This is a genomic window from Candidatus Chlorohelix sp. (genome assembly GCF_037138995.1).
Classification (GTDB): Bacteria; Chloroflexota; Chloroflexia; order Chloroheliales; family Chloroheliaceae; genus Chlorohelix.
In genome coordinates this window covers 1-26,767 of sequence record NZ_JBAXHI010000020.1, presented here as the reverse complement: position 1 = coordinate 26,767, position 26,767 = coordinate 1, and the positions used below count along the sequence as shown (strand labels likewise).

The 26,767-nt window shown below is 46.6% G+C and carries 22 protein-coding genes; 11 read left to right on the top strand and 11 right to left on the bottom strand.

The features are described from left to right. The first annotated feature begins 298 nt into the window (after positions 1-298). The 3 genes from purH to WCK19_RS10645 are packed head-to-tail and all read left to right on the top strand — an operon-like array spanning position 299 to position 3,635. Positions 299-1,870 (top strand): bifunctional phosphoribosylaminoimidazolecarboxamide formyltransferase/IMP cyclohydrolase, encoded by a 1,572-nt coding sequence (purH, locus tag WCK19_RS10655; RefSeq protein WP_342397360.1) that lies wholly within the window; start codon positions 299-301, stop codon positions 1,868-1,870. Positions 1,871-1,879: 9 nt separating this feature from the next. Continuing rightward, positions 1,880-2,962, top strand: a complete 1,083-nt coding sequence (locus tag WCK19_RS10650; RefSeq protein WP_342397359.1) for a polyprenyl synthetase family protein — start codon at positions 1,880-1,882, stop codon at positions 2,960-2,962. 13 nt (positions 2,963-2,975) lie between these two features. Continuing rightward, entirely contained in the window at positions 2,976-3,635 is a 660-nt protein-coding gene (locus WCK19_RS10645) for a hypothetical protein (protein WP_342397358.1), read from the top strand. Between the two features lie 3 nt (positions 3,636-3,638). Here WCK19_RS10645 and WCK19_RS10640 read toward each other — a convergent pair whose 3' ends face one another. Together WCK19_RS10640 and WCK19_RS10635 are read right to left on the bottom strand one after the other, a co-directional pair. Beyond that, positions 3,639-4,895: a glycosyltransferase family 4 protein gene (locus tag WCK19_RS10640; protein ID WP_342397357.1), complete on the bottom strand. Its 1,257-nt coding sequence runs from the start codon at positions 4,893-4,895 to the stop codon at positions 3,639-3,641. A gap of 25 nt (positions 4,896-4,920) precedes the next feature. Then, the gene (locus WCK19_RS10635; RefSeq protein WP_342397356.1) at positions 4,921-5,700 is read right to left on the bottom strand and encodes a PHP-associated domain-containing protein; all 780 of its coding nucleotides are present in this window, start codon (positions 5,698-5,700) and stop codon (positions 4,921-4,923) included. Between the two features lie 331 nt (positions 5,701-6,031). On the opposite strand from WCK19_RS10635, the gene WCK19_RS10630 reads away from it, so the two are divergent. Beyond that, positions 6,032-6,523, top strand: a complete 492-nt coding sequence (locus WCK19_RS10630; protein WP_342397355.1) for a hypothetical protein — start codon at positions 6,032-6,034, stop codon at positions 6,521-6,523. Between the two features lie 73 nt (positions 6,524-6,596). Here the strand turns inward: WCK19_RS10630 and WCK19_RS10625 are convergent, their stop codons facing one another. Further along, positions 6,597-7,316, bottom strand: a complete 720-nt coding sequence (locus WCK19_RS10625; protein ID WP_342397354.1) for a lysoplasmalogenase — start codon at positions 7,314-7,316, stop codon at positions 6,597-6,599. 373 nt (positions 7,317-7,689) lie between these two features. On the opposite strand from WCK19_RS10625, the gene WCK19_RS10620 reads away from it, so the two are divergent. Continuing rightward, complete coding sequence (locus WCK19_RS10620; RefSeq protein ID WP_342397353.1) at positions 7,690-8,961, top strand: pitrilysin family protein; 1,272 nt, start codon at positions 7,690-7,692, stop codon at positions 8,959-8,961. A 190-nt stretch (positions 8,962-9,151) separates the two neighbouring features. Here the strand turns inward: WCK19_RS10620 and WCK19_RS10615 are convergent, their stop codons facing one another. Beyond that, positions 9,152-11,464 (bottom strand): sodium-translocating pyrophosphatase, encoded by a 2,313-nt coding sequence (locus WCK19_RS10615; protein WP_342397352.1) that lies wholly within the window; start codon positions 11,462-11,464, stop codon positions 9,152-9,154. A 146-nt stretch (positions 11,465-11,610) separates the two neighbouring features. Between WCK19_RS10615 and WCK19_RS10610 the strand changes: the two genes are divergently transcribed. After that, positions 11,611-13,137: a hypothetical protein gene (locus tag WCK19_RS10610; protein ID WP_342397351.1), complete on the top strand. Its 1,527-nt coding sequence runs from the start codon at positions 11,611-11,613 to the stop codon at positions 13,135-13,137. Between the two features lie 40 nt (positions 13,138-13,177). Here the strand turns inward: WCK19_RS10610 and WCK19_RS10605 are convergent, their stop codons facing one another. Further along, entirely contained in the window at positions 13,178-13,945 is a 768-nt protein-coding gene (locus WCK19_RS10605) for a 3-hydroxyacyl-CoA dehydrogenase (RefSeq protein WP_342397350.1), read from the bottom strand. A gap of 390 nt (positions 13,946-14,335) precedes the next feature. Here WCK19_RS10605 and WCK19_RS10600 point away from each other — a divergent pair, with 390 nt between their 5' ends. The 4 genes from WCK19_RS10600 (at position 14,336) to WCK19_RS10585 (ending at position 19,550) form a co-directional block, all read left to right on the top strand. After that, a complete protein-coding gene (locus tag WCK19_RS10600) occupies positions 14,336-15,130 on the top strand; it encodes a methyltransferase domain-containing protein (RefSeq protein WP_342397349.1) in 795 nt (264 codons plus the stop codon). 248 nt (positions 15,131-15,378) lie between these two features. After that, a complete protein-coding gene (locus WCK19_RS10595; protein ID WP_342397348.1) occupies positions 15,379-17,643 on the top strand; it encodes an APC family permease in 2,265 nt (754 codons plus the stop codon). Between the two features lie 2 nt (positions 17,644-17,645). Next, a complete protein-coding gene (locus tag WCK19_RS10590; RefSeq protein ID WP_342397347.1) occupies positions 17,646-18,947 on the top strand; it encodes a pyrimidine-nucleoside phosphorylase in 1,302 nt (433 codons plus the stop codon). Positions 18,948-18,998: 51 nt separating this feature from the next. Then, complete coding sequence (locus WCK19_RS10585) at positions 18,999-19,550, top strand: hypothetical protein (protein ID WP_342397346.1); 552 nt, start codon at positions 18,999-19,001, stop codon at positions 19,548-19,550. Here WCK19_RS10585 and WCK19_RS10580 read toward each other — a convergent pair. The 4 genes from WCK19_RS10580 to lpdA all read right to left on the bottom strand — a co-directional run bounded on the left by WCK19_RS10580 (position 19,547) and on the right by lpdA (position 23,641). After that, positions 19,547-20,512 carry an alpha/beta fold hydrolase gene (locus WCK19_RS10580; RefSeq protein ID WP_342397345.1) on the bottom strand — a complete coding sequence of 322 codons (966 nt, stop codon included), beginning with the start codon at positions 20,510-20,512 and terminating at the stop codon, positions 19,547-19,549. The two genes, WCK19_RS10585 and WCK19_RS10580, sit on opposite strands and share 4 nt — an antisense overlap. Before the next feature lie 146 nt (positions 20,513-20,658). Then, a complete protein-coding gene (locus WCK19_RS10575; RefSeq protein ID WP_342397344.1) occupies positions 20,659-21,885 on the bottom strand; it encodes a competence/damage-inducible protein A in 1,227 nt (408 codons plus the stop codon). A gap of 114 nt (positions 21,886-21,999) precedes the next feature. Beyond that, complete coding sequence (locus WCK19_RS10570) at positions 22,000-22,200, bottom strand: hypothetical protein (protein WP_342397343.1); 201 nt, start codon at positions 22,198-22,200, stop codon at positions 22,000-22,002. Between the two features lie 16 nt (positions 22,201-22,216). Beyond that, positions 22,217-23,641 (bottom strand): dihydrolipoyl dehydrogenase, encoded by a 1,425-nt coding sequence (lpdA, locus tag WCK19_RS10565; protein ID WP_342397342.1) that lies wholly within the window; start codon positions 23,639-23,641, stop codon positions 22,217-22,219. A gap of 300 nt (positions 23,642-23,941) precedes the next feature. Here lpdA and WCK19_RS10560 point away from each other — a divergent pair, with 300 nt between their 5' ends. After that, positions 23,942-24,256, top strand: a complete 315-nt coding sequence (locus WCK19_RS10560; RefSeq protein ID WP_342397341.1) for a hypothetical protein — start codon at positions 23,942-23,944, stop codon at positions 24,254-24,256. Between the two features lie 17 nt (positions 24,257-24,273). Here WCK19_RS10560 and WCK19_RS10555 read toward each other — a convergent pair whose 3' ends face one another. After that, positions 24,274-25,260 carry a cytochrome c gene (locus WCK19_RS10555; protein ID WP_342397340.1) on the bottom strand — a complete coding sequence of 329 codons (987 nt, stop codon included), beginning with the start codon at positions 25,258-25,260 and terminating at the stop codon, positions 24,274-24,276. A 772-nt stretch (positions 25,261-26,032) separates the two neighbouring features. Continuing rightward, a partial coding sequence (locus WCK19_RS10550) for a cytochrome c (RefSeq protein ID WP_342397339.1) occupies positions 26,033-26,767 on the bottom strand: 735 nt, incomplete at its 5' end.

The window sequence follows — 26,767 nt, the reverse complement described above, 5'->3', positions numbered from 1 at the left end:
TCTTCATTGAATAGTCTAAATATTTTAATTAAGGTCTAATGTGCTTCACATTCATTATAACCTATACCTATTACCGATTCAATTCAATATGTTTTTCTTTGCGACTTCCAAAAGGCTATACACAATAGTGTTTCATTATGGAATGAATTAGCCATTGCAATAATTCATTGGATTTCGGCAGTGTTTGTAGCCTGATTAGTTGCTAAAATACCTTGCTTCTGATACTCTCTGATAATAGAATCAACATTGAGAAAATTAGCTTAGAGGGGTAATCAGGCAAACAGGGAGGGCTTTGAAAATGCCAGAAAAGCGCGGTCGCGCACTTATCAGTGTATCAGATAAAACCGGTATAGTTGAGTTTGCTAGAGGGCTAGTAGCGGCTGGTTTCGAAATATACTCTACCGGCGGTACCAAGAATGTACTAGCCGATTCAGAAGTAGAGGTTCATTCAATAACCGAATTAACCAATTTTCCTGAAATTCTGGAAGGGCGGGTTAAAACCCTGCACCCCGGCATTCACGGAGGCATCCTCGCAAAGCGTGACAAGGCTGAACACCTCTCTGACCTTTCCGAACATCACATCTCCTTGATTGATTTGGTGGTGGTAAATCTTTACCCCTTCTCCTCGACTGTAGCCAAACCGGACACAACCCTTGACCTTGCTTTGGAAGATATAGATATTGGTGGGGTTGCCTTACTACGCGCCGCCGCTAAAAACTTCCAGAATGTACTGGTTGTGGTAAGCCCGGATGACTACAAAGAAGTAATAACCGCGTTGGCTGAGCCACCGCAAGAAGGCATTGCCGATAATGATTTTCGCCAGAAGCTTGCTGCTAAAGCCTTCCAACACACCGCTTCTTACGATACCTATATTGCCCAATATTTACGCACCAAAACGGAACACTTCCCAGAACGTATGACTGTCGCGCTCGAAAAGGTTCAAGATTTGCGCTATGGGGAAAATCCGCATCAGATAGCGGCTTTTTATGGGTGGCGCAGTAGCGGGGATCAGAAATTTACCAGCATCGCTACCGCCAAACAATTACAGGGCAAAGAGTTATCCTATAATAATATCCTCGATGCGGATGCCGCGCTCGAAATTGTGCGCGATTTCTCCGCACCCACCGTTACCGTAGTTAAGCATAGTAACCCATGCGGATTAGCCAGCAATTCCAATCTGCAAACCGCCTATGAATTGGCTTTGGCGGGAGATGCCATCTCAGCCTATGGGGGTATTATCGGTGTAAATCGCACCATAACCGCCGAACTAGCCAGTTCTATTTCAGCGTCATTCTTCGAGGTAGTAGTTGCGCCGGGTTTTACGCCGGAAGCTCTTGAAATTTTCAAGAAACGCAAAAATTTGCGCCTTCTGGAAACGGGAGACTTAACCGTAGGTTTGGATCAAATAGTGATGAATTTGGAATTGCGCCCAGTGTTAGGCGGCTTCCTCGCCCAAACCCGCGATGTGTTAGCTGAACGCGATATTCCAATGCAGGTTATGACCGGACGTGAGCCAACTCTTGAGGAAATAACAAACCTACAATTCGCGTGGCGTGCCGTCAAACACGTTAAATCTAATGCTATCGTACTGGCTAAAAACCATGCTATCATTGGAATGGGAGCGGGGCAACCTAGCCGGGTAGATTCGGTTAAAATTGCTCTTTCAAAAGCAGGTTCTCGCGCCAATGGCTGCGTACTTGCCAGCGATGCCTATTTCCCTAAAGTGGATGGGGTGGAAACCGCTGCGTATGGTGGGGTCACAGCCATTATACAACCCGGCGGCTCAATCAGTGACCAAGATGTAATCGAAGTAGCGCAGAAACATAACCTTGCAATGATTTTTACCGGACAACGTCATTTCAAACACTAGAAAATAAATATGAGCCAAAATCAAGAATTTACCAAAGCATTAACCCGCTATGCCGCCGCAATAGACGCTGAAATCAAAGATGAGTTAGCTATAAAGCTTGACGAATTTATGCGTGGCGCGATTAGTTACCAATTTGGTTGGGTTGACGAGGATTTCAAAGAGGTAGTGGGCGGCAATAGCGGCAAAAAATTGCGCCCTGTAATGTACCTTCTTGCCTATCAAGCGTGCCATCCTATGGGCTTTGACGCACCGCTTGCGCCCGCCCTTCCCGCGGCAGCTTGCCTCGAAATGATTCATAATTACAGCCTGATTCATGATGACATAGAAGACGATGACATAGAGCGGCGCGGTCGTCCTACCATTTGGGCGCTCTGGGGCAAACCCAAAGCGATAAATGTGGGCGATTGCTTGCATGTGTTGGCTTTCCGGCGGCTATATCGCGCCGCTAATAAGGGGCTAACCCAAGAACGCACCTTGCGAATAGCGGAATCAATATCTGATATGTCCGTCAAGTTAGCGTTGGGTCAGCACAAAGACATGAGCTTCGAGGATACGCTTGAAGTAACGCCAGAAATGTATATTGATATGATTGGCGGCAAAACCGCCGCTATTTTCAGTTGCGCTCTTGAGTGTGCCGCTATCTCCGGGTTACCAGAACCGCTGGATGAAAGCGTAGTGCATAACCTCGCCACTTTCGGCTTGAAAATCGGGTTGGCTTTTCAGATTAGAGATGATATTCTGGGTATCTGGGGGCTTTCCAGCGAAACGGGCAAACCTAGCGGCAGCGACATTAGACGGCGCAAGAAAAGCCTGCCTGTTATATATGCCTTGACCCATGCTACAGGTTCAGACCATGAGCAATTGCTTGAGATTTACCATCGCACTAACCCTGTGAATCCGTCCGAAGAACAATTTATTATGGATGCTTTTGAGCGATGCGGCGCGAAAGACTTTTCGCAAAATCAGGCAGATAAATTGCGGGCAGAAGCGGAAACAGCCTTGTCAGAAGCAATGCCCGATTCTATTGAAAAGAATCCGCCCTTAAAACAACTGCACGATTTATGCGCTTTCCTAGTTGAGCGAAGTTTCTGAGAAAAAAGCAAGCATGCCGGGTGAAACTCGACTGAAAAATAAGGCGCCGCTAAAAGATAATACCGGCATTCTTACTTGGGTGGCGCAGAATATTACAAATTTTACTGCGCCGCCTATTATTGCTATACCCACGTACTTGATTCTAGGCTTGTATGATACTGAAAAACACATCCCACCCGAAAATTACTGGCTTGGTCAGTTTTTGGCAATTACCTTTGGAGTCACAATTCCGATATTTGTAGTGCTAACGCTGCGGGTTAGCCACAAGGTAAACAACATTCACATTCCTATTCGTAGCCAACGTACTATTCCATTTATTCTAACTATCGCCTCTTACTTGGTAGGCGTGCTATTTTTGTTAGGTTTCTACGGTAACGGTTATGTTACCGCTTTGGCAACCTGCTACACTGTCAATCTTATAATTGTATTGCTGATTAATTTCTTCTGGAAAATCAGCGTGCATATGACAGGGGTGGGTTCGCCCTTAGCTATCTTGACTATAACTAGCGGTGGAATTATAGCGCCTCTCTTTTTCCTCTTCCCGATGGTAGGTTGGACACGGGTCTATCTAAAGGCGCATACCCTCCCGCAAGTAATCTGGGGTAGCATCTTTGGCTACTTCTTTTCGCTCTTTCAGTTTATTTATATTTTCAAGCCGCTAGGCTGGTTCTGATTTTTACCCAGTAGCCTCTCTTGGAGGGGTAGAATCGTCAGGGTAAGATGAAGTGGGGCGATTCCCTCTTTTTAACAGCCAACCAAAGCCATAATACCGCCGCGTTGCTCTACGAATGCGCTTGAGTCTTATGCGAGCGCGGCGGCGGTTTTCGCTGCGTTCGTAAAAGGCAAGAACACGCTGAGCTACTTTTTCCCATGTATAATCCAAAGCGCGGGCGCGTCCGGCTTCACCCATCTTCTTGCTTAAATCAGCATCTGCCAACAAATGCACCAACGACAAGGCAAGAGCCTCACGGTTACGCGGCTCAATTAACAAACCCTGCACCCCGTGTTGCAAAACGCTGGCATAACCGGGAATATCGCTGGCAATTACGGGCAAACCGCTTGCCATTGCTTCCAGCAAGATAATCCCAAAACTCTCGCCTCCAATGGAAGGAGCGCAAAAAACATGGCAGCTTCTATAGTAGCGAGGCAACATTTCATCCGGTACAAAGCCGGTAAAGACCACATCTTTTATACCGTTTCGGTTCAGGTAATTTTGATAGCCTTTAGTCTCACCTTTACCAACAATTACCAGCCTTGCATTTGGAATTTGCGTCTTTACCGTATTATAGGCACGCAACAAGAATTTAAGACCCTTGCGCCGTTCGCTAAACCTTCCCACAAAAAGAATGTTCACCTTGCCGTCAGTCAGTTCAGGGATAGGTTCATGCTCTTTTTCAAAGCGGCTGAGGTCAATACCGTTGGGGATGATTTCATAATTCCCCCTGAAATACTGGCTGATAAATTCGAGAGCAGGCTTTGAAACAGCAATTCTCCCATCCAGCCTATTAAGAAAAGGGCGCAAGAAGGGGCGCATATAATAATAGCCGATATGCGACTGTGAAAAAGCGTGGAAAGTGCCGATATTTACTGCTTTGGAATTTAACAGAACGGTTAGAGGCAACGCGGGCATGAGCGGCTCATGCACATGCACCACATCGAATTGCTCATCCAGCATGATTTGCTTTATTTTGCTACTGAGATTGAGAGAAAGAGTAATACGGGCAACACTGCCGTTAGCCTTAATGGGTACAACATTACCCACCAAATAAACATCGGGGTCAGGGTGCAAAAACTCTTCAGGGTCAACTGAAGTTGGGGCAATAATTTTAGCAGAATGTCCCATTGCTCGAAAATTTTCGGCAAGGTACATTATATGCTGATTAACGCCACCTTCACGTGTATAATCGTAAGGCGAAACAAGGCAAATCTTCATTAGCTAAATTCTTTCCCGCCTTCGCTCACTTATTAGGCAATCGCCGCGATACAGTAGCAATAGCTCTACGCATTTTATCAGCGGGTAGAACAACCAAACTTCTCAGATTTTGTTTACCAGCGCCCTGCAACTGTTCTTTAATAGTCAGATAACGCCCATGTGGCTCAGTGGTACGGTCTTTGATAGCTTGAAGCAAATCCTCAATAGTATTGCCGGGAAAAGAAGTATAAGCAGTGGCGATATGTCTCGGAAAATGAGCATCGCTACTACCAATTTGCGCCAAATTCCATTCTTCATCATTAATGGCTTTTACTTCGTGGCGGCGCACATAACCCGCAATACTGGGATTAATTATTTCTATGCCATCAACGTGCAGTTGCTTGCTGAAAAGCTTGCGAAGCTGGCTTTCGCCTACGCTGAGAGTCATATAGCTGAGCGGGTGAGGGATAATAACCACGCCTCCGCGCTCATGCGCCCATTCTACCGTTGCTTCCAACGATTTGAACATTTTAAAAGGTTCTTCTACGCCATAAATCAAGATATGCCCATGACGGCTGGTAATTTCCTGCCCCATTACTATCTTGAAGCGGTAATTATTCTTAGCAGCCAGTTCTCGCGCTGCCCAAGCTCCTCTTATTTCATCGTGGTCAGTAATAGCTATGACATCGAGATCTGTTTTATTTTCAACGTAGTCAAGCATTTCTTCAACAGTTCCCATACCATCGCTGGCAGTGGTATGGAGGTGCAAATCAGCTTTGCCCCTAACGGGTTGCGCTACGATTCGCTCTATATTATCTTCGCTCAAGTTATCAATCCTTTGTAATTAATTAATTAATCGGCGAACAGTTCAATTATACACTACTCTGCTAAATATCGCCTAAACTCTATAGCAATAAAAGAAAAGCGTATTCAAATACGCCCCTATGGGAACGGGTTCTGGTTCTGTGGGAGGTTGCTCTTACCCTCGATGCGTCCGGTGGGTAACATATTTAAGGACTCTAAAGTACGGGTCATAGAATGGTACTAATCAGTAAAAATTAATAGCAAAAAAGTAATAGCAGCCTATTCATAATAAAATGGTATCATTAATATCATATTAGTGTAGTAGTAATTTTGTCAGGCTGAGGTTTTTACTTATGAGCAGAGAATCAAATTATCGGCTTGAACGCTTTAGAGATACTACTGATTTTAATTTGAAAGTAGTCAGCGCACTGGATATTGAGACCGATACCCAAGTTGTATGGTCGGCGTTGCTTAGTACCGCCAATATAGAGTCAGTATCTTCTAAGAATCAGGTTGAACACAAATTCTCGCCCTTTAGCACATTTCTTCAAGCACTTAGCCCACTTAACGACAGAAATCGCGCATCCCGACTGACCGAAATTGAATCGGAGTCATATTTTAGCTGGCAAGCACAATGCAAAGAATTTAAAGCGCGGCACACTTGGACTGTTCTGCCCACTAACTCCGGCACGCATTTGAGTGTTGAGGTTATTTTTGAAGGGATGACCCTTTGGTATTTTAATGTTATGGGCGTGGAGCAGAAGATACACAGAGCGAGTGAACTTTTACTATATAAGGTGCGAGAAATTGCGCTTAGCGAGAATTTTAATCTTGGTGTGGCATAAGAATTACATATCGTTTCTCAACTGCCATAGAAAAAAAGCCTCATCCTACTCCAACTCGTAGGGTGGGGTTTTTTTAGCTCGCGCCGGATACCGCCAGCGCATTGATAATACTATATACAATCAGAAATTGCGCCGGTCCATAGGTTAGCCAGATTACATCACCGATATGCCGAAAGTTTAAGCCTGAAAATAATTGAGCCGCTATTAATAAATCGCTGAAAAGAAAAAGAGCGGCACCGATTGCTAAAAAGCTGAACCCGCCAGATTGTACAGCAAGACCGCTGGCAAATCCGGCGATACTGCTTAACAAAAGCGCGTAGGGCAAAGCGGCTAATCGAAGCGCATCCGGTTTACCCTTCCGCCCCACTACGATATACCACCCTCCCAAACCAATCAACCACCATATTACTAAAGCCAGCCAACGCGAAACAGGAGAATCCAACCCGTAGCTATTCCCAAAAGTAAGCATTGCTATGATATAAAAGACATGCCCAACTCCGAACGCGCCAATCCCGCCAAGCGCGGGCTGAGGTAAGGGTATGACGCTTGCCATACACAAATCGCCGATAAATCCGAACGTCATACCCAACGCAATAAAAAGGGCAAAATCACCGGGTTTAGTACCTACCGCCAATACCCAACACCACCCGGCTATCACTAGCGCAAACGAGGAGCTTAACCTAGCATTAAGGGGCATCCGGTAAGTTTTTTCAGGATTATCGCTGCCTAGAACAAAGCCGCCAAATAATAATATTGCCCAAACAGCAGCTAACAAACCTAGCCAGATTTCCATTGCAACCTCTTTAGCGATTAATGAATTATAGGGCTAGAGCTTAACCCAATTTTCCCTGCTTGTCCAACCATGGCAGCTGCAAGGTCGGTATTCCAATGTCAACGCGCCAGCCAACCCATCAAGAGAATTAACCCGTAGGAGCGGTTCGTGAACCGCCCTTCCCCCACGATAAACGCCACCCAACGAGGGCGCATCGCGAAAACCCCTACCAATCCGAACCTACTTCTTTGTCAAACCACCTATAAAAAGGATTTTAATTTCTTTCTTGCATTCGCTCAGCTTGTCCAACGTTTCTAAAAGCTCTAAATTGCCAATTATGATATGATTATTGAACGTATATTTTTTAGAAATTTCTTTTCAAGAAAGGCTTACAATGGGTTACGAAAAAACTACGCTGACTAATGGAGTGCGAGTCATCTCAAACTCTATGCCACATACCCAATCAGTCAGTACAATCTTATATTACGGTGTAGGTAGCCGTTACGAGGAAGATAAAGTAGCAGGCATTAGCCATTTCATAGAGCATATGGTTTTCAAGGGAACTAACAAACGCCCAACCGCTAAAGATATAAGCGAAGCAATCGAAGCGGTGGGGGGGATTCTAAATGCCAGCACCGGGCGCGAAGTCACCAATTATTGGGCGAAAGTCCCTAAAGCGCATTTCCCCCTTGCCTTTGATGTGCTAAGTGATATGATGCTTAACGCTAAATTTGACCCGAACGAGATTGAAAAAGAACGCAAGGTTATTATCGAAGAAATTCATATGACCCTTGACTCCCCACCTGAGTTGGCAAACGAAATAATCTCCCATGTAATTTGGGGTGAACAACCCGCAGGGCGCGACATTGCCGGTAACGATGAAACCGTAGGTGGCATCAACCGCGAACATTTAATGGACTACCTACAACAAAATTACCTTCCAGCAGACATGATAGTTAGTGTCGCCGGCAATATAGAACATGCGGAAGTAGTGGCAATGGTGGAGGCTACTCTCGGTCAATTGCCTGCGGGGGAACGCCCTGCCGCTACGCCCACCGTGCCAATCAATGGCGGACCCCGTTTGAAGATTTACTTCAAAGAAACAGAGCAAACTAATCTGTGTGTTGCAGTCCCAGCCCTCGCCTATGTTGACCCGCGCCGCTATGTTTTATCAATCCTCGATACCATAATGGGTAGTGGCATGAGTAGCCGCTTATTTCAGGAAATTCGGGAAGAGCGCGGCTTATGCTACACCGTTGATAGCTATTCTAGCCAAATGAGCGATACCGGAGCGTGGATTGTTTACAGCGGGGTTGACCCCGATAATACCGATGAAACTATCACGGCAATTATCGGAGAAATGCGGAAAATCCGAGATGAGCGCGTATCCGATGCTGAATTACTGAAAGCTAAAGAATACAATAAAGGGCGAATGTTACTAGGGCTAGAAGATACCCGCGCTGTCGCTTCTTGGGCGGGAGGTCAGGAATTGTTGCTAGACCGGATTCTGACGGTGGAAGAAGTAGTCGAGCGAATTGAAGCCGTTACAGCCGAACAGATTCAGGAACTAGCAAAAGAAATGTTCACCGATGAAAACCTACGCTTATCGGTGGTAGGTCCTTATAAAGAGCATGACGAGCATTTTATGAGCTTGCTAAAATTCTAGATAAAAAAACGGGCGACCTGTGAAAAAGCCGCCCGTTTATTCTTTGTCCCGATTCAGCCAAATAGAAAATAGACCTATGCAACTGACGGAATCCGAGCGGGGTCGCAAGGGGTGTCCCCTTGAACTCCTCTCTCCTATTCCCCCCTTGAGGGGGGGGCTAGGTGGGTGAATAGTTACTATTATTTTAATCCTAGATAAACAACGGTACTAACACCAACGTAATGGTGGACAGCAATTTGATAAGCACATGCAGCGAAGGTCCGCTGGTATCCTTGAAGGGGTCGCCCACCGTGTCGCCTACTACAGCGGCAGCATGCGCGTCACTCTTTTTGCCAAGAACCTTGCCCGTAGCGTCCTTCAAATTACCTGCCTCAATGTACTTCTTGGCGTTATCCCACGCGCCACCCGCGTTATTCAAATAGTTCGCCATCAATACACCCACGATAGTACCAATCATCAACATACCGGCGGCGCCTTGCGCTCTCAACGTCAAACCGACTATTATCGGCGTACCGACTGCAAGCAAACCGGGCATAACCATCGCCTTGAGTGCGCCGCGAGTGGAAATATCCACACAGCGGGCATAATCAGGTTCGCTAGTTCCAGCCATAATACCGGGGTCGCTGCGGAACTGGCGGCGCACTTCTTCAATCATGCTACCTGCCGCTTTACCCACAGCGCGTACCGTCATTGAGCTAAACAGGAAGATAAGAGCCGCCCCGATAAAGCCGCCCACAAACACCACCGGGTTAGCTAGGTTTACCAGCGGCTCCGGTTTTTGAACAGTGGAGGAGGGCGACATCAGTTTTGCCGCTTCCAGATAAGCCGAGAACAGCAAGAAGGCAGCCAAAGCAGCCGAACCAACCGCATAACCTTTGGTTAAAGCTTTGGTGGTATTGCCAACCGAATCCAGCGCATCTGTAATTTCGCGAACCTCTTTAGGAGAATCGCTCATTTCAGTGATGCCGCCGGCATTATCGGTAATAGGTCCAAAGGTATCCATCGCCAAGATATAAGCGGCAGACATCAACATACCCATCGTTGCTACGGCTGTTCCAAAGATACCGCCCAACGGCAAACCGGGAATCGAGTCACCCACGAAGTAAGAGCCGAGCAAAGCCGCGCCGATTACCAAAGTGCTAGGCGCAGTGGTTTCAAAACCAACCGCCGTACCGGCAATAACTACCGTAGCAGGTCCCGTTTTGGAGGCTTCGGCAATTTCCCTAACGGGTCGCCACGCACCCGCAGTGTAATACTGGGTAAACAGCACGAAAGCGAAGCTAGTCAAGATACCGAAAATACCGCAAAGGGCGAATTTCCAGTTTGCATCCGCATATCCGGTACTGCCAAACATCCAGAAGGAAACGCCCACCAGCCCGATTACACAGAAGAAAGCGGTGGTATAGTAACCAATGTTTAAGTCACTCATCGCATCGTGCATCTTCTTGCTGGGACGAACTACCAACACCCCGATAAGCGAAGCAATGATACCAAGAGCCATAATTACCAGCGGGAACATCACCCATGCCGCATCATGAGTAGGGCTGACTTTGTACAATACCGCGCCCAATATAATTGCGCCGATGTTCTCAGCAGCGGTGGATTCAAACAGGTCAGCGCCACGACCGGCGCAGTCACCCACGTTGTCACCCACCAAGTCGGCAATTACCGCCGGGTTGCGCGGGTCGTCTTCGGGAATGCCTGCTTCAACCTTACCCACCAAGTCTGCGCCCACGTCTGCCGCTTTGGTGTAGATACCGCCGCCAAGCTGTGCGAACAACGCCACAAAACTAGCGCCAAAACCAAAGCCCACGATGCTAGTCAGGATATTATTAACGGTTGCCTCATCCTTGAAATCACTGCCAAAGCTGGTACCGCCGTATGCCAGCAAAATGGTGGTAACACCCATTAGGCTGAGAGCCACTACCAAAAAGCCGGAAACCGCCCCACCCCGTAGAGACATAGTCAGAGCATCTGCTAAACTACGCCGAGCAGCGGCAGCAGTACGCAGGTTAGCCTGAACGGCTATGTACATACCGATAAAACCGGAAAGACCGGAACATAGCGCCCCAACCAAAAAGGCTACTGAAGTTTTAATACCTAGTCCCACCCCATCAATGGAAGTGCCGGAAGTAGGTTTGGAGTTTTGAAGCACTGCCAGTAACACACCTAGAGCAACAGCCGCCACTACAGCAAGGTATGCAATAGTGGTGTACTGACGTTTCAAGAAAGCCATCGCACCTTGAAAAATCTTAGACGCAATGTTTTGCATTTCGGGTGTACCCCGATCGCTACCAAGCACCTGCCGGGCAAGGAACAAAGCAAAAATAATGCCTACAAGCCCAGCGCCGTAAATAATGGCAAGCCATACTGCAAACATAGTGGGGGTTCTCCCTCCTGTTTTGGATGTTTTGGATGTACTAGCATCGTAGTGTGAAGGGATGCGGAAAGCGGAGCGGAACTTTAAACGGTAACGAGCGATACCGCAACGGCTGTGTTCCACTGTGCATCCTTGCACAATCTTGAGTGATTTTAACACATAAAGGCAAGCCTTGTAAAACAAGGTTTTTGCATTATAAGTTGAAGGGTTTTATTCCACTAATAAAGAATTTTTATGAATTATCCAAATTTATGCTAGAATGCGGCAACATGAGCAATAAGCGGAAAATGCAGGAGCAATCTCCCCAAACAGCTATGAATACAAACCTTACTGATATTCGTCTGCGCTTAATAGTATGGACGGCAGGGTTCATTTTCTTTGCCTTATTCACGCCGCGTATGCAAGATTTCTTACGCCCGCCTACTGGAGATGAGCCTTTTTACCTGATTACCGCACAGAGTATTCTATACGACCATGATTTGGATGAAACCAATCAGTTCACTACTAAATCATGGCTGGAATTTTACCCAACTTGTGAGGAATATCTGGCTGGCTGGAAAGGCTTTTTCCCGCCCGGTATTCCCTGTTCAGGCTTGGAAACGCTTAATCCCCAAAATACCACAGCCAAACGCGCCGGAATCTATACCAAACACGGTCTGGGTCTTTCCTTTATCATTGCGCCAGCTTATGCGCTTGGTAAAAGGTTGGGCGTGATGTTTTTGATGAACGCTATTGCAGCAACTCTCGCTTTAAATATTTTTATGTTAAGCTGGGAAGCTACCCGACAACGCCGGATAGCATGGTTATGCTTGGGGTTGCTTGGCTTGAGCGCCCCGCTTTTCAGCTTCGCGTATCTGATTTTTCCCCAACTTCCGGCGGCACTTTGCGTCATATATTGCTACAGACAGGCGCGATTATTGGCGGAAGGCAGCAAAGTAAGTAATTTGCGGCTGGCGTTGGCGGGCATTTGTTTTGGAATCTTGCCTTGGTTGCACTACCTATACCTATTACTCTCGGCATTGCTCGGTTTATACTTGCTCTGGAGTTTGCGAAAAGGCGGTAGCGGGAATATCTCCCGGAGGGGATATGTAGCATTATTGCTACCCGTAGCCTTTTTTGGTATCCTATTCATCGGATATTTCATGTATCTCTATGGAACGCCTTTTCCCAATACCGCCGACCACGATGGTTTCGCCAATCCGTTAACACTACCGATAGGTTTGTTAGGTTTGTTATTCGACCAAAAATACGGTTTGCTGATGTACAGCCCGGTGTACTTGATACCGCTGGCATGGCTGGTAAAACGGGGCTTTTCAGGCAACCTACCAAACAAAGCTGAATTTTACTGGCTAATAGCAATTATCCTACCTTATTACATACTTGTAGCCGATTATAATAAATGGTGGGGACAATGGTGTCCGCCCGCCCGTTATTTATTGCCGATAGTGCCTTTGCTGGCTTTACCAATGGCGCAAGCGTTTAGCGCATTGCAAGGTAAATTATTTAAGCTATTCATAGTGGTATCAGCGGGTTGGGGTGCGCTTATTACCGTAGCATTTGTGCTTAACCCGCGCCTTAGCTACCATTGGGAAGATACAAACCCGGCAAAATTATTGTTAGGGCTAGAGGAGAACATACCGTTTCTAAAAGGGGTGGGACTTGCGAATTTTTTCCCCTCTTACGTCAATTTTATAGAACCAGCCTCGCCGCTCTACTGGATTTCCCCATTTTTCTGGCTAGGTCTAACGCTGTGGCTCGGATTTCGGTTGGTCAAAACGGCGCAATTAAAAGGGTAATTTCAGGCAAGGGGCTTACGCCCCTCGTCTTAGTGATTATCTAGCGGGGAGCCATGCGAATCGCGCCATCAAGGCGGATAACCTCACCGTTGAGCATGCGGTTCTCGGTGATATGCTTTGCCAAAGCTGCGTATTCGTCTGGATTACCCAAGCGCGAGGGGAATGGAACTTGTTGCCCCAAAGATAAACGCGCCGGTTCGGGCAAACCTGCCAGCAAAGGCGTATCAAAAAGACCCGGAGCAATGGTTACTACTCTTATACCGAGTCGAGACAGGTCGCGGGCTATCGGTAGAGTCATACCAACAATGCCGCCTTTGGAAGCCGCATATGCCGCCTGTCCGATTTGACCATCAAAAGCCGCTACCGAAGCAGTATTGATAATTACGCCACGCTCTCCATCTTCGCCCGGTTCATTAGTGGACATTGCAAAGGCTGCCAAACGAATAATATTGAAAGTGCCGACTAAATTAATCTGAATAACCTTGTTAAAAGAATTGAGGGGATGGGGCGCATCTTTGCCAACGGTGCGCTCTGCGCTACCGATACCAGCGCAATTGATTGCAATGTGAATGCCTCCAAATGCTTCTACCGTAGCTTTTACCGTAGCGGTTGCCGATTCCTCGCTAACTACATCGGTTTTAACAAATTTAACGTTTTCACCTAGTTCATTGGCAAGTTGTAAGCCAAGTTCTTCATTGAGGTCAGCTACTATCACCTTTGCACCGGAAGCATTAAATAACCGCACACAGGCTGCCCCTAAGCCGGAAGCCCCGCCTGTTACCAAAACACCCTTGTTCTGCAAATCCATCTGTCTTTACCTTTCAGAGTACGCTTGGAATAAAAAAGAGCATTGCAAGCAAAGATATTAGTATAAAGTGCTTTACACCGCAACTAAAAAAGCCAACGCAAAAATCCCGAGCAACCCATCGAGGGCGCATCTGATTTTGGATGAAAATATCACCACAAAGGCACAAAGGACACGAAGAATTATTTATTTCAGTTCTCTTGGTGTTCTCGGTGTCTTGGTGGTTAATTTGGGTTGAATCCCCTTAATCTAAAATCCCTACCAATCCGAACCTCAGAATCCTGTACGAGCGACCTCCGGGTCGCGATTTCCCGCCCTGCTTTTATTGCCCCATCTATTTGGAAATTCATTAAAGCGCACTATAATGAGTATGTGAAAGGGGTGCGTTTAGCAATGTCAATGTTAATGCCAGAACCTACTAATCAAACTTACTTGTTGAACCAGCAGTACAGTTCCGCAGATAACCTTAAAGCCCGCATCGAACTACACGAGCGGTTTAGTACCCGAAATTATTCATGGCAACGCTGGGTATTTGACCACTTTAACCTTCCGGCACAAGCCCACGTGCTTGAACTCGGTTGTGGAACTGGCAAACTCTGGGCTGAAAATCTTGACCGAATACCAACCGGTTGGGAAATTACTCTGTCCGATTTCTCAGCGGGAATGCTGCAAGCCACCAAAACCCAACTAAAAAAGCTAAATCATTTCAAATTTGCCAGTTTTGACGCTCAGGCTATGCCCTACCATGCTGCCAGTTTCGATGCGATTATTGCTAACCATATGCTGTATCATCTACCAGACCGCAAAAAAGGTTTGGCGGAAATAAGACGAGTCTTAAAACCAAGTGGGCATTTTTTTGCTGCCACCAATGGGTTGGCGCATTTGCAAGAATTGGGCGACTTGATGGCTAAATTTTTTGACCACCATCCACATCCTACGCATGCCCGCGCCTTCAGCCTTGAGAACGGTCGCACACAACTTGAGGAGGTTTTTACCAACGTGGAGCTTTTCCTTTTTGAAGGAAACTTACATGTTACCGAAGCGACCTCAGTTGTAAATTACATCGCTTCGTACCAAAACTTGACCGAATCGCAAAAAAACGAGATTATTGAGTATGTAGAAACTGAAATAGCGCAGCAAGGTTATTTTTTCATTCGGAAAAACACCGGGCTATTTATTGCTTGCTAAACCACAATATTATCTGTTACCTTCTATCTATAGTGGGAGGAGATAACATCAATGCCAGTTTTGATAAACTAGCGCAAGAAACAACCGTGCGTCAGGTGCTTTTCTTTTAACTCTACTCTACTCTATTGCATTGAGTCGTATAATAAGGCTATATGTAAAGGGGTTTTAGACAGCAAAGCTTTAAATATATTGAATTGTTTTCAGTTGGCAAAAATGTATTACGCAGCTTCGGAGGAATAACGTTTAATATGAGTCAAGAAATAGACCCGTCACAGAAGATTGAGACGGGTTCTGGCGCTGCTTCATCTGCAAATTCTGGAACAAAACGCCAGAGCTTTAAAGTTAGTTCCAAAACCGCCCAAAGTGAAATAATCACAGGACAAATCGACAATGCAGTCGCCCTTCCTGACCCTAGAACCTCTAACGAAATCGCCAATACTGCCGCCCCTGTCGGCAAAACTACGCCAAGTAGCGTACCTGAAAAAGATGAAAACGATTGGTATGAAGAACCTTTACGCCGAGGGAAAAAACCGGGTGACCGTTATGTGCGTATTGCCAAGTCCACTTCCAGCAATAATATCCGTTACCAAAGCGGGTTAAGCTTTACGGCAAAAGCTACCTCCGCACCACGCACCACCTTTGGTCGTTCCATACTAAAAGCCAAACGATTTCTAATCGGGCAACCTATCGCCAGTTCCGAAGCGCAACACCAACGTTTGAGCAAGGTACAGGCGCTGGCGGTACTTTCTTCCGATGCGCTATCCTCTACTGCCTACGCCACCGAAGCTATTTTGTTGGTGTTGATTTTGACTGGAAGGGACAACCTCAGCCTAGCGTTACCTATCTCAATGGGTATCGGCTTATTACTGATAATAGTAAGTCTTAGCTACCGACAAACTATTGCCGCTTATCCCAAAGGCGGGGGAAGCTATATAGTGGCTAAGGATAATCTAGGAGTCACGCCGGGCTTGGTAGCGGCGGCTTCCTTACTGATTGACTATGTTTTGACTGTCGCCGTGAGTATTTCCGCAGGTGTTTCCGCTATAACCTCAGCCTTTCCCGGTCTAAACATAGTGAGGTCTGAAATCTGCCTCTTGTTTATCGCGTTCATAACGCTGGCAAACCTTCGCGGTGTGCGTGAGAGTGGCATGATATTTACGCTGCCGACTTACTTGTTTATTTTCAGTATCTCATTATTACTGATACTAGGTTTTATTAATGTCGCTTTCGGGTTTAGCATTGGCAACCCGGTAACGCCTCCCGAAATTGAGTTGCCTAAGCAGTTCGAAAATATAAGCCTGTTTGTAATTCTACGCGCCTTTGCTTCTGGCTGTACGGCAATGACGGGGATTGAAGCTATTTCAGATGGTGTGCCGGCTTTCCGCGCCCCCGAAGCTAAAAACGCCCGCGCCACCTTGACATGGATGGCTACTATCTTGGTGATTTTGTTTATCGGTATTTCCTTCTTATCTTCCCAATACCACATTGTACCAATCGAAGAAACTGCGCCACACTACGAGACATTAATCTCACAGCTTACCAAGCATATTGTGGGTGATAGCCCTTTCTACTTTGTAGTTTCAGCCACTACCGCCTTGATTCTAGTGCTGGCAGCAAATACCGCTTTCAGCGATTTCCCGCGCCTTTCTTGGTTTTTAGCGCGTGACCGTTTTATGCCCAACCTGTTCAAGCATCAGGGTGATAGGCTGGCTTTCTCCACCGGTATTATTGCGCTAGGTTTTCTTGCCGGCATTTTGATTGTAATTTTTGACGGCAATACTAACGCTTTGTTGCCCTTATATGCTGTGGGGGTTTTTACCTCCTTTACGCTCTCGCAAGCAGGCATGGTGGTGCGTTGGTGGCGTTTACGAACGCCGGGTTGGGGCAAAAATATTGCAATGAACGGGTTGGGATGTTTAACCACTTTCGTAGTTCTGCTGGTAATTGCTTTTACCAAATTCCTATTGGGCGCATGGTTAGTGGTAGCCCTTATTCCAATACTATACCTGATATTCCTCTCAATACATCGCCACTATAGCCGTTTTGGCGAAGACTTGACCGTTTCAAAAGAAAAAAAGCTGCCGAAGCAAGTCCAATCTTTAAATATGGAGCATCATACTGTGGTTGTGCCTGTCTCCAATCTTAACCAAGTTACTTTGCGTACTCTCTCCTATGCCAAAGCTTTATCAGATGAAGTTGTGGCGGTTTTTGTAAGCGATAGCAGCGAAGCAATAGATGGCTTGCGCGAAAAATGGGATGAGTCCGGTGTAGAAATCCCGCTCGTTGGCGTAGAAACGCCTTACCGCAATGTTATAGGCGCTCTATTGACTTACATAGATGATTTGCACCGCCAAGACCCAGATGAAACAATTACGGTAGTCATCCCAGAATTTGTAACTGCTAAGTGGTGGCAAAGACTGCTGCACAACCAGACCGCGTTTCGTCTCAGAGCCGCGCTACACAATATGCGAGGGGTGGTAATTACTTCCGTACCTTATCACTTGGAGAGATAGCAATGCGTGTGGTTGATATTATTATCAAGAAGCGTGACGGCTTCGCCCTTACTACCGAAGAAATTAATTTCCTCATCGAGGGGTATAGCAAGGGCGAAATCCCGGATTATCAGGCGGCGGCATTCGCAATGGCGGTGTTTTTTCGCGGGATGACTGCCGAAGAAACCATTGCGTTGACTCTTGCGATGGCAGCCAGCGGTAAGCAACTGGATTTAAGCCATATTGCGCCGGTAGTTGCGGACAAACATAGTACGGGTGGGGTGGGCGACAAAACCACAATGGTAGTTACCCCTCTGGTAGCGGCTACCGGGCTACCTATCGCCAAAATGAGCGGGCGGGGCTTGGGCTATTTTGGCGGTACGGTGGATAAACTGGAAACTATTCCGGGTTTCCATGCGGCTCTATCCGATACCGAATTTCTCGAAGCTTTCGCTAAGGTGGGATTGGTGGTAAGCGGACAAAGTAGCGAGCTTGCGCCCGCCGATGGCAAGCTTTACGCCTTGCGCGATGTAACTGGTACGGTCGAGAGCATCCCCTTAATTGCGGCAAGCGTGATGAGCAAAAAAATTGCGGCAGGCACAAACTGTATCGTGCTGGATGTAAAATTCGGCAAAGGCGCGTTTATGAAAACGCTTGAGGATGCCACACATTTGGCAAAAACTATGGTGGAAATTGGGCAGGGCGCAGGGCGCAAAGTGCGGGCTGTTCTAAGTAGTATGGAGCAACCTTTAGGTCGGGCGGTAGGCAATGCGCTAGAAGTACGTGAAGCAATTGAAACTCTTCAGAGAAAGGGTCCTCCTGACCTCTTAGAGCTTGCTTTTATACTTGGTAGCCAATTAATTGTAATGAGCGGACGCGCAGAAAGTGAGCTAGAAGCCCACGCTCAATTACATTTTGCGCTAGATTCGGGCGCGGCTTTTGAAAAATACAAGCAATTCGTAGCTAATCAGGGCGGGGATACGAAGTTTTTGGATAACCCTGAGCTTTTACCTAACGCCCCCTTTAAGGGTGAGGTCTTAGCGCCACAATCCGGCTATATCTCCGCTATTGATGCCGAAACTGTGGGCATTACCGCTCATTTGCTTGGCGCAGGACGCAAAGTAAAAACAGATGCAATAGACCCGGCAGTGGGTTTAATACTGCATCACAAGGTCGGGGACTATGTGGAGCGGGGAGAGTCTTTGCTACAAATTCACGCCCGTACAAATGACGCGCTCAAAGAAGCAACCATGCAAATTCTTGCCGCCTTTATTTTTAGCCCAATAAAAGCGATACCGCCTAAATTAGTTGCTATAATAGTATAATTATTTAGATAATTATACCCTTGAATTAAATCTCATTGCCACTGGAGACTTATGATGAGCGATATTACTTTGCCGGTTGAAACAAACCCCTATAACTCAGCCGAACATGAGTTGCCTATGGAATTGTTTACCGATTTCTATCGTATCACCGGTTCGATTTTCACCTCGATAAAACGTACTAATGGCGTTTTAAACGGGGATAGCCCACATTTGGTATTGCATAAGGTAATTACTAACAACTTAGTTCGTAACATAGATTCAGGAATAGAAAGCCAATATGCTAGAATTGATAAAAAGGCGATTAGACTAGCAGTGCCAAACGAAGAAGCGGAGAATGAACGGTTAGCAGGACACAATCGCGCCTCTGGTTTTTCACTATTGCGGCGCGTATTAATGGGAATGGGTAATTTTGAAATAAGCGGTAATTTGCATCTGGAGCAAGAAACCGAAATAGAAACGCTATTATTGCACCGTACTGATAGTTTTATTGGCATAACAGATGCCCATATTATCTATCTTCCTAATCCAAGCCGGAAATTTACTACCAGCACGGTGTTAATCAACAAGAACCATGTCGAATTTGTATGCTCAGGAGCTTATTAAGCTATCAGGCTAGTTTTACGCCGAAGATGCGCTTCAAAAAAGCCTGTTACCCTTTTGGCATAAATATTGCGCTCTGCTTGCAACGCGGCAATATGCCCCGAACCTTCAATAATCCACAATTCTTTTGGTCCGGTATGGGCGCTATATAAAATAACAGCTTCCGAAACCGGAACAGCCGGGTCTTTATCGGTATGGATAAAGAGTATCGGTATTTTGCGATTTTCGGTTGCCAGCTTACGAAGCGATTCTACAGGGTGGATTCGGCGCAATACCGTTCGGGAAAATACCTTGCTTGCCAGAATCGTAGGCGATTTGAAAGGGAAACGCGGCAGCCGATAAAAATACTTGAAGCTGCTTTTCAAAACAGTATCTAAAGAAGCAAACGCGCTATCGGTAATCACCGCTTTAATATCGGGAGAAATAGCAGTAGCCATTAAGGCAGTAGCCCCACCCATTGAAAAACCATAAACCCCTATCCGGGTAGCATCTACATCTGTACGAGTTTTTACATACGAAATTGCGCCCAATAGGTCGCGCACTTCATAATAACCCACCGAAGTAGTATGCCCACCACTAGCACCGCAGCCTCTAAAATCAAAGGTAAGGGCGTTAAACCCTGCGGCTTGCATAGTAAGAGCCGGTTCATGGACATCAAAGGCAGCGCCATGAAAGCCATGCAGGATTATTATTGTTGCGCCATTATGGTAAAAACCGGGATAAAAATAGCCTTTCAAAGTTAAGCCATCCACACTTTTGAAGTCCACTTTTTCGGGAGAGAGGGGCGCGAGGAGTGTATCGGCAACGCGGCGGCGCGGTCTAACAGCTTTATAGCCAACAAAAGCCGATATCGTAGTAACAAGCGCAGTTGCGCCACCACCTGCCACTGAGATAGCCTTTAACGCGGTTCTCAGGTGGTGGCTATCTATATATTCAAAAGAATTGTTAAAGTTTGTGGCTCGCATAACACCACACCTCCATGCACCGGCGCTATTGCCGATTTATTTATATATCACAGCTAAATTACTATTATAAAAACACAAAAGGGACAAGCATACTTATGCCAAGTCCCTGTTCCAAATTCAATAGAATTATTATAGCCTGATTAATCTTATTTGAGAAGCGCTCTCCGCAGAAGATTTAAAGAAAATACGGAGGCGAGCCTTTTTACCTCAGAGGGCTTAGTTCGATAGTTTAATTCACTACTTTCAAGGTGTCCATCCAAATCTACTGCCATAATAATATGCCCAGCAGGCTTGCCCTCAAACTCGCCATGACCCGGCGAAACGCAAATAGCCAGCCCTGCCTCAGCCCCAGTTTGGCGGCGGGCAGCAGTAGCCATTACCTCTGCCACCTCTCGGCTCATAATTCCATACTTTTCAAGCATGTTGCTATCAACGCCCCAACCAGCCAGCATTGACCGCTGTTGGCTGACTAGCCCACCTCTTAAAAAATTGATGCTATTTGGCGCTTCCGATAACATTGCCGCTACCATACCGCCCGTTCCAACCTCCATTACACCGAGAGTCAGGTTTCGGTCTGTCAACATTGTACCCACCACACCTTCGATTGTTTCGGCATCGTCACCGTAGATAAAAGTACCAAGAATTGTGCGGGCTTTTATCTCCATCTCAAAAATTAAATCACGCGCCGTTGTTTCATCGGCGGCTTTTGCGGTTATACGCAAATGGACTCCATCCGGCTTGGCATAGGTAGCCATAGTGGGATTGTTGGAATTAATCAGATCTTTTACCATTTCCTCGACTGACGACTCGCCTTTGCCCAGTATTTTCAAGGTGCGGCTGAGGATAACGCCCGGAGGAAGCAAAGGTTTAAGACGGGGCACCGCTTGGGTTTCCCACATCTGTTTCATTTCATGCGGAACTCCGGGCATAGCCACAATCACGTGTCCATCTTTGCTAACCCACCACCCCGGCGCTGTGCCGATAGGGTTTTCGAGAAATTGGGCTGATGGAATCAAGGCAGCCTGTTTGATATTCTTTTCCGGCATTATAATGTTACGCTGAGAAAAATACTCTTGTAGCGCAATTGCCACAGGTTCTTGTATAACCATTTTTTCTTCAAGCAATTCGCTTATTGCTTCACGAGTAAGGTCGTCCTCGGTGGGTCCCACGCCTCCGGTACAAATTATTAACTCAGAGCGATTCCAAGCACTCCGAAGTGTTTCCACCAAGCGTCCTAAGTTATCCCCTACTTGAGAGATAAAGTATAAATCTATGCCATGTCCAGACAGTTCGCCTGCCAACCACTGAGCATTAGTATCAACGATTTGTCCAAGCAATAACTCGGTACCGATTGAAAGGATTTCGGCTCTCATTTTCTATTACCCGGTTCTTCCTTTTGAATAGCGGCTCTATTAAACAGGTTAGCAGCAATTGGCAATTCAATTTTATTTTATCAATATTCTAACCAATTCGCTGAAAATTTCAAATCAAGCACTTTGCAGTTCAAGGGCGGTTGCAAGAAGGGCATTGCCCAATACAAAGAAGGTTTTAATTCGTATCCCCCGTTCGGGTTCGGAGGATTCGGATTGGTAGGGGCGTGGCTCGGCACGCCCGCGTTCGGTGGCGCAATTCTCATAGGATTGGTGGCAATCTTGGGAAGAGCGGGAAATCGCGCCACCGCTGCCCATATAGGCACTCTATCTTTTAGGCGTTAAGGGGCAAACCCTCTACCGCCAAGCCCGCCTCTGCCAATACCTCAGACAAAGTTGGATGCGGGTGTACTGCCCGGTGTAATTCTTCAACCGTTCCTTCCAGCAAGCGAAGAATGCTAAATTCTGCGATTAACTCGGTCACTTCGGGTCCGATTAGATGCGCCCCAAGAATTTCTCCGGTTTTGGCATCCGCAATAATTTTGGCGAAGCCGACCGCTTCCCCTAACGCTTGGGCTTTACCGTTAGGCTGGAAACCGAACTTTCCGCTTTTCACCTCGTAGCCCCGCTCCTTAGCTTGCGCCTCATTCAAACCGATTGAGGCAATCTGCGGAGAAGTATAGGTGCAGCGCGGCATGCTCAGATAATCCAGTTCTACCGTTTCATGTCCCGCGATGACTTCCGCCACCACTACGCCCATCGCCGAAGCAACATGCGCCAACGCCAGTTTTCCGGTAACATCACCGATAGCGTAAATGCCGGGTACGTTGGTTTGCATCTTTTCATCAACCTGAATAAAACCGCGCTCTAGCTTCACCCCAAGTTCTTCCAGCCCTAGCCCATCGCTACTAGGCGAAAAGCCAAGCCCGATTACCACCAGTTCTGCCTCAAGCGTCTGCTGCTTGCCGCCCTCCACCGCTTCGGCTGTTACCTTAACCAGCCCGTTCTCTTTCACCACCGAAGCCACCTTCTGCCCGGTCATCACCTTGATGCCCTTTTTCTTGAACTCACGGGCAAGAGTGCTACTTATTTCTTCATCTTCCAGCGGTACCACCCGCGAAAGCATTTCCACCACCGTAACCTCAGTTGCATAAGCGTTAAACACAGTGGCAAACTCAACCCCGATTGGTCCCGCGCCTAGAATGATTACCGATTTCGGCTGTTTCTTGATATTCCAAAGCTCTTTCGAGGTTATGATGCTTTCGCCATCAATAATGGAAGGATTCATGCCAGGCAGCAACTTAACCCGTGAGCCAGTAGCAATAATAATGTGATTTGCCGTTAGTTGCTGCTCGCTGCCATCGGGCGCAATTACGCCAACCGTGTTTTTATCAATGACTCTGCCTGTCCCGCGCACAACCTCAATTTTGTTCTTACGCATCAAGAAAGCAACCCCTTTGACCTGCCGCTCGATGATGCCCCGCGCCCGCGCCAGTCCGGCGGTAAAATCAGCCTCAACCGTACCGTTTATTTTTATTCCGTAGTCTTTTGCGTGGTTGATAGTATTAAGGACTTCTGCATTTCGGAGAATAGTTTTAGAGGGGATACAACCCCAGTTAAGGCAAATTCCGCCCAAACCTTCTTCGCGCTCTACCACCGCCGCTTTTAGCCCAAGCTGCGAAGCGCGAATAGCAGCGATATAACCGCCGGGTCCACTTCCAATTAATATTACATCATAATCAGTGTTTTGCTGTGCCATTTGATAGTAAGCTCCTGAATAAATAACCGATTTTTAGAGAAAGCCTAATAACAAATATATTATACCCTTAAAAATTCTCAAAGGGGTTCGGATTGGTAGGGGCGTGTCGAGCCACCCTCGTTCGGTGGCGCAATTCTCATGGGATTGATACAATCGTGGGAAGGGCGACTCAAGCGCATTTGTCCCAACTAAATCAAAAATACACTTTTTTATGTGCCAATTCTACTTATTAATGAACGCTAACTAAAATTTTATACATCAAAACTGGAATATTTTGACCTGTCACGATTTGTAAAAGGTTTGGCAATTGGTTCTTGGGTAGCAAATCTCCCAAATTTGGGCTACTTAGGGCTTTTAAAGAGATTATTTCAAACTTTCCAGTATCCAGCATTCATTAATAAGTACATATTCTGGTTAATTCTCGAATTACTTGGAACAGATGGACTCAAGCGTCGCCCCTACGGGTTAATTCTCTTGGTATTGGTGAGGATGGTTTTAATTCTGTGGGAGAGGGCTATTGCCCTCGATGATGCGATGCGCGAAATCAAAATCTCCGCCCCCTTATTACAGGAAGCGAAGACTTTTTTACAAGAAACCTTACTCTTGGGGCGTTAGCTCACACACCCCATCGATTAAGGAGTAGCAGTAGGTCGCTGAGTAGTATTGATTGTGGTTACGTACTTAACCACATCTTCAAGCTCTTGAGGAGTCAGGTTCGGGCCAAACGGAGGCATTAATGTCGCTATAGGGCTGCCGTTGTAAACAAAGCTGCGGACATAGTTTGGATTCCAAGTATTTACACCCAAAGAGTGGTTGGGTTGATTCTTGGTACCAAGTGTCCGACCGCCGTTAGCGTGGCAACGCTGGCAAGAGTTCCTGAAAATGACATCGCCTCTGATAGCACTACCAACAATAGGAGTACCATCAGCACCATTTGGCGGAGTCGGAGCAGGGCGAGTCGGAGCGGCAGTTGGAGTAGCTAAAATAGTTGGCATCACTGTAGGTGTTGGAGGGACATAGCCAGCCGGAACGTGCTGGAGAGATACCACATACGCCACAAGGTCTTCAAGCTCACTGTCGCGAATAAGATCCGCGGTCCAAGTGGGCATATCAATACCCGGAGTTATCGTACTCTTCTTACCGCTGCGAATGATTTGGCGGACAAACTCAGGGTTCTTCCGATCTACGTCATCTTCAGCAAGGTTAGGTTGTCCAAAAGGACCGGTTTCGGTTCCGCCTTTAGCGTGGCAAACTTGGCAAGTTCTTCTGAAAATCTGGGAGCCTCTGGTAATATCTCCCGGCGCCGCAATAGGTGTAACAGTAGGTTGCCAAATAACATCAGCAGCAGCCTCTGTAGTTGCGCCGGCGGCGGGTGTAGTTGCGCCAGCTGCGGGTGCAGCAGTCGTAGCAGCAACCTGCGCGGCGGTAGTAGCAGCAGCAGTCGTAGCAACAGCGGGTGCAGCACTAGTAGCAGCAGCTTGTGCCGCAGTGGTAGCAGCAGGAGCAGCATTTGGTGTAGCAGTAGTCTTAGTGGTGCCGTTATCGCCACAAGCCACTAGAACCAGAACAACAAGAGGCAACAGCCATGAAAAGCGGAGCAACTTTCCCTTCAAATTCATAGTAATTCTTACCCTTTCTCAAAACCCATCAGAAACGAAATAACTAAATGCCACATAAATACTTCACTCAAAAAATAAGAGAGAGCCTTTTCTTGAGTAGCGAAAAAACCAAATGTAGGGCGTTCTTTCGTATTACTCAAAAAAATATATGCCTAGCAAACTTAAAGCGCGTCTCATCTCCAAGTGTCAATGTAAAGCTGAATTGCAACTGGATTACAACAATGTCAGAAAGGTTTTCAGCATATACAAAAACAATTTCGGTTTTATATGGCTTTTATAGAACAGTATTTATGTTTTACTAAAAAAGGTTTTAGAAAGAGATAATAGGAAGTCTTTAATTACAGTAGCTTGGTGCTACCCATAAATAAAGTATTTGTAAAGAGGATAAAATCAACTATATCCTTTACAACGAGCTTACTTCCGTCCAGTCACAAATTTTGAAAAATAATGATATTCATTTCTGTTGTATCAGAGATTTTTCTAATCTGTTTTTAATTTTCTAATGTGTTTCTAATCTATCTTCTTTTTGGCAAAATGTCCAATATAATTTACTCTATGCATATATAGGTAAATATATATAAGATTACTAAATTTTAATGTGAGGAAAGAACCGCAGTGCTGATTTCTTGAGTAAACTCAAAATCTCCGCCCCTTGTGACAGGAAGCGGAGACTTTTGTTTTAGCGATAAGCTTGTCTGTTGATAGCCCAGCCCCAAATCAACGGTTCGGGCTATCTTGAGGCATTACCTATACACCCATCCTTACACCGTTGTTACGGGGTGGCGATGGGGGTAGTCGGCTTCTGAATGGTATTGATTGTGGTTATGTATTTAACCAAATCTTCCAATTCTTGAGGAGTCAGATTCGGACCAAACGATGGCATCAAAGCCGGAGTCGGGCTACCGTTGAAGATGAAGCTCCGTACAAAGTCCGGATTCCAAGTATTGCCGTTTGTAGAAAGGTTAGGCTGATCCTTGTCACCGCGGGTACGTCCACCATTAGCGTGGCAGCGTTGGCAAGAGTTTCTGAAAATAACCTCGCCTCTGGATGCGCTGCTCGCAATGACCTTACCGTCTGAGCCGTTCGGCGGAGTCGGGGCAGGGCGAGTCGGAGCAACAGTGTTAGGTGGCACTACAACAGTGTTCATCGGGGTCGGGGTCGGCGCAACATAGCCAGCTTTCTTGATAGAAGCAATATAGGCAACTACATCTTCAAGTTCAGCATCGCGAATGTTGACGGAGTTAAACGAAGGCATATCAATACCCGGAGTAATAACACCCTTGCGACCATCGCGAACAGTCTGGCGGATAAAGGCAGGGTCATTAGTCTTGGTACTGGAAGCAAGGTTAGGCTGTCCATCCGTACCGACCTCGGTTCCGCCTTTAGCATGACAAACTTGGCAAGTTCTTCTGAAAATCTGGGAACCTCTGGTAGCATCACCGACAGGAAGTGCAGCAGTGGTAGCAGCAGCGGTGGTAGTAGCTGCTTGTCCCGCAGTAGTAGCAGC

Excerpts from the sequence above, each read along its gene's own strand:
- purH (WP_342397360.1), top strand. The coding sequence starts at position 299 with ATGCCAGAAAAGCGCGGTCGCGCACTTATCAGTGTATCAGATAAAACC.
- WCK19_RS10650 (WP_342397359.1), top strand. The coding sequence starts at position 1,880 with ATGAGCCAAAATCAAGAATTTACCAAAGCATTAACCCGCTATGCCGCC.
- WCK19_RS10645 (WP_342397358.1), top strand. The coding sequence starts at position 2,976 with ATGCCGGGTGAAACTCGACTGAAAAATAAGGCGCCGCTAAAAGATAAT.
- WCK19_RS10640 (WP_342397357.1), bottom strand. The coding sequence starts at position 4,895 with ATGAAGATTTGCCTTGTTTCGCCTTACGATTATACACGTGAAGGTGGC.
- WCK19_RS10630 (WP_342397355.1), top strand. The coding sequence starts at position 6,032 with ATGAGCAGAGAATCAAATTATCGGCTTGAACGCTTTAGAGATACTACT.
- WCK19_RS10625 (WP_342397354.1), bottom strand. The coding sequence starts at position 7,316 with ATGGAAATCTGGCTAGGTTTGTTAGCTGCTGTTTGGGCAATATTATTA.
- WCK19_RS10620 (WP_342397353.1), top strand. The coding sequence starts at position 7,690 with ATGGGTTACGAAAAAACTACGCTGACTAATGGAGTGCGAGTCATCTCA.
- WCK19_RS10610 (WP_342397351.1), top strand. The coding sequence starts at position 11,611 with ATGAGCAATAAGCGGAAAATGCAGGAGCAATCTCCCCAAACAGCTATG.
- WCK19_RS10605 (WP_342397350.1), bottom strand. The coding sequence starts at position 13,945 with ATGGATTTGCAGAACAAGGGTGTTTTGGTAACAGGCGGGGCTTCCGGC.
- WCK19_RS10600 (WP_342397349.1), top strand. The coding sequence starts at position 14,336 with ATGTCAATGTTAATGCCAGAACCTACTAATCAAACTTACTTGTTGAAC.
- WCK19_RS10595 (WP_342397348.1), top strand. The coding sequence starts at position 15,379 with ATGAGTCAAGAAATAGACCCGTCACAGAAGATTGAGACGGGTTCTGGC.
- WCK19_RS10590 (WP_342397347.1), top strand. The coding sequence starts at position 17,646 with ATGCGTGTGGTTGATATTATTATCAAGAAGCGTGACGGCTTCGCCCTT.
- WCK19_RS10585 (WP_342397346.1), top strand. The coding sequence starts at position 18,999 with ATGATGAGCGATATTACTTTGCCGGTTGAAACAAACCCCTATAACTCA.
- WCK19_RS10580 (WP_342397345.1), bottom strand. The coding sequence starts at position 20,512 with ATGCGAGCCACAAACTTTAACAATTCTTTTGAATATATAGATAGCCAC.
- WCK19_RS10575 (WP_342397344.1), bottom strand. The coding sequence starts at position 21,885 with ATGAGAGCCGAAATCCTTTCAATCGGTACCGAGTTATTGCTTGGACAA.
- WCK19_RS10570 (WP_342397343.1), bottom strand. The coding sequence starts at position 22,200 with ATGGGCAGCGGTGGCGCGATTTCCCGCTCTTCCCAAGATTGCCACCAA.
- lpdA (WP_342397342.1), bottom strand. The coding sequence starts at position 23,641 with ATGGCACAGCAAAACACTGATTATGATGTAATATTAATTGGAAGTGGA.
- WCK19_RS10555 (WP_342397340.1), bottom strand. The coding sequence starts at position 25,260 with ATGAATTTGAAGGGAAAGTTGCTCCGCTTTTCATGGCTGTTGCCTCTT.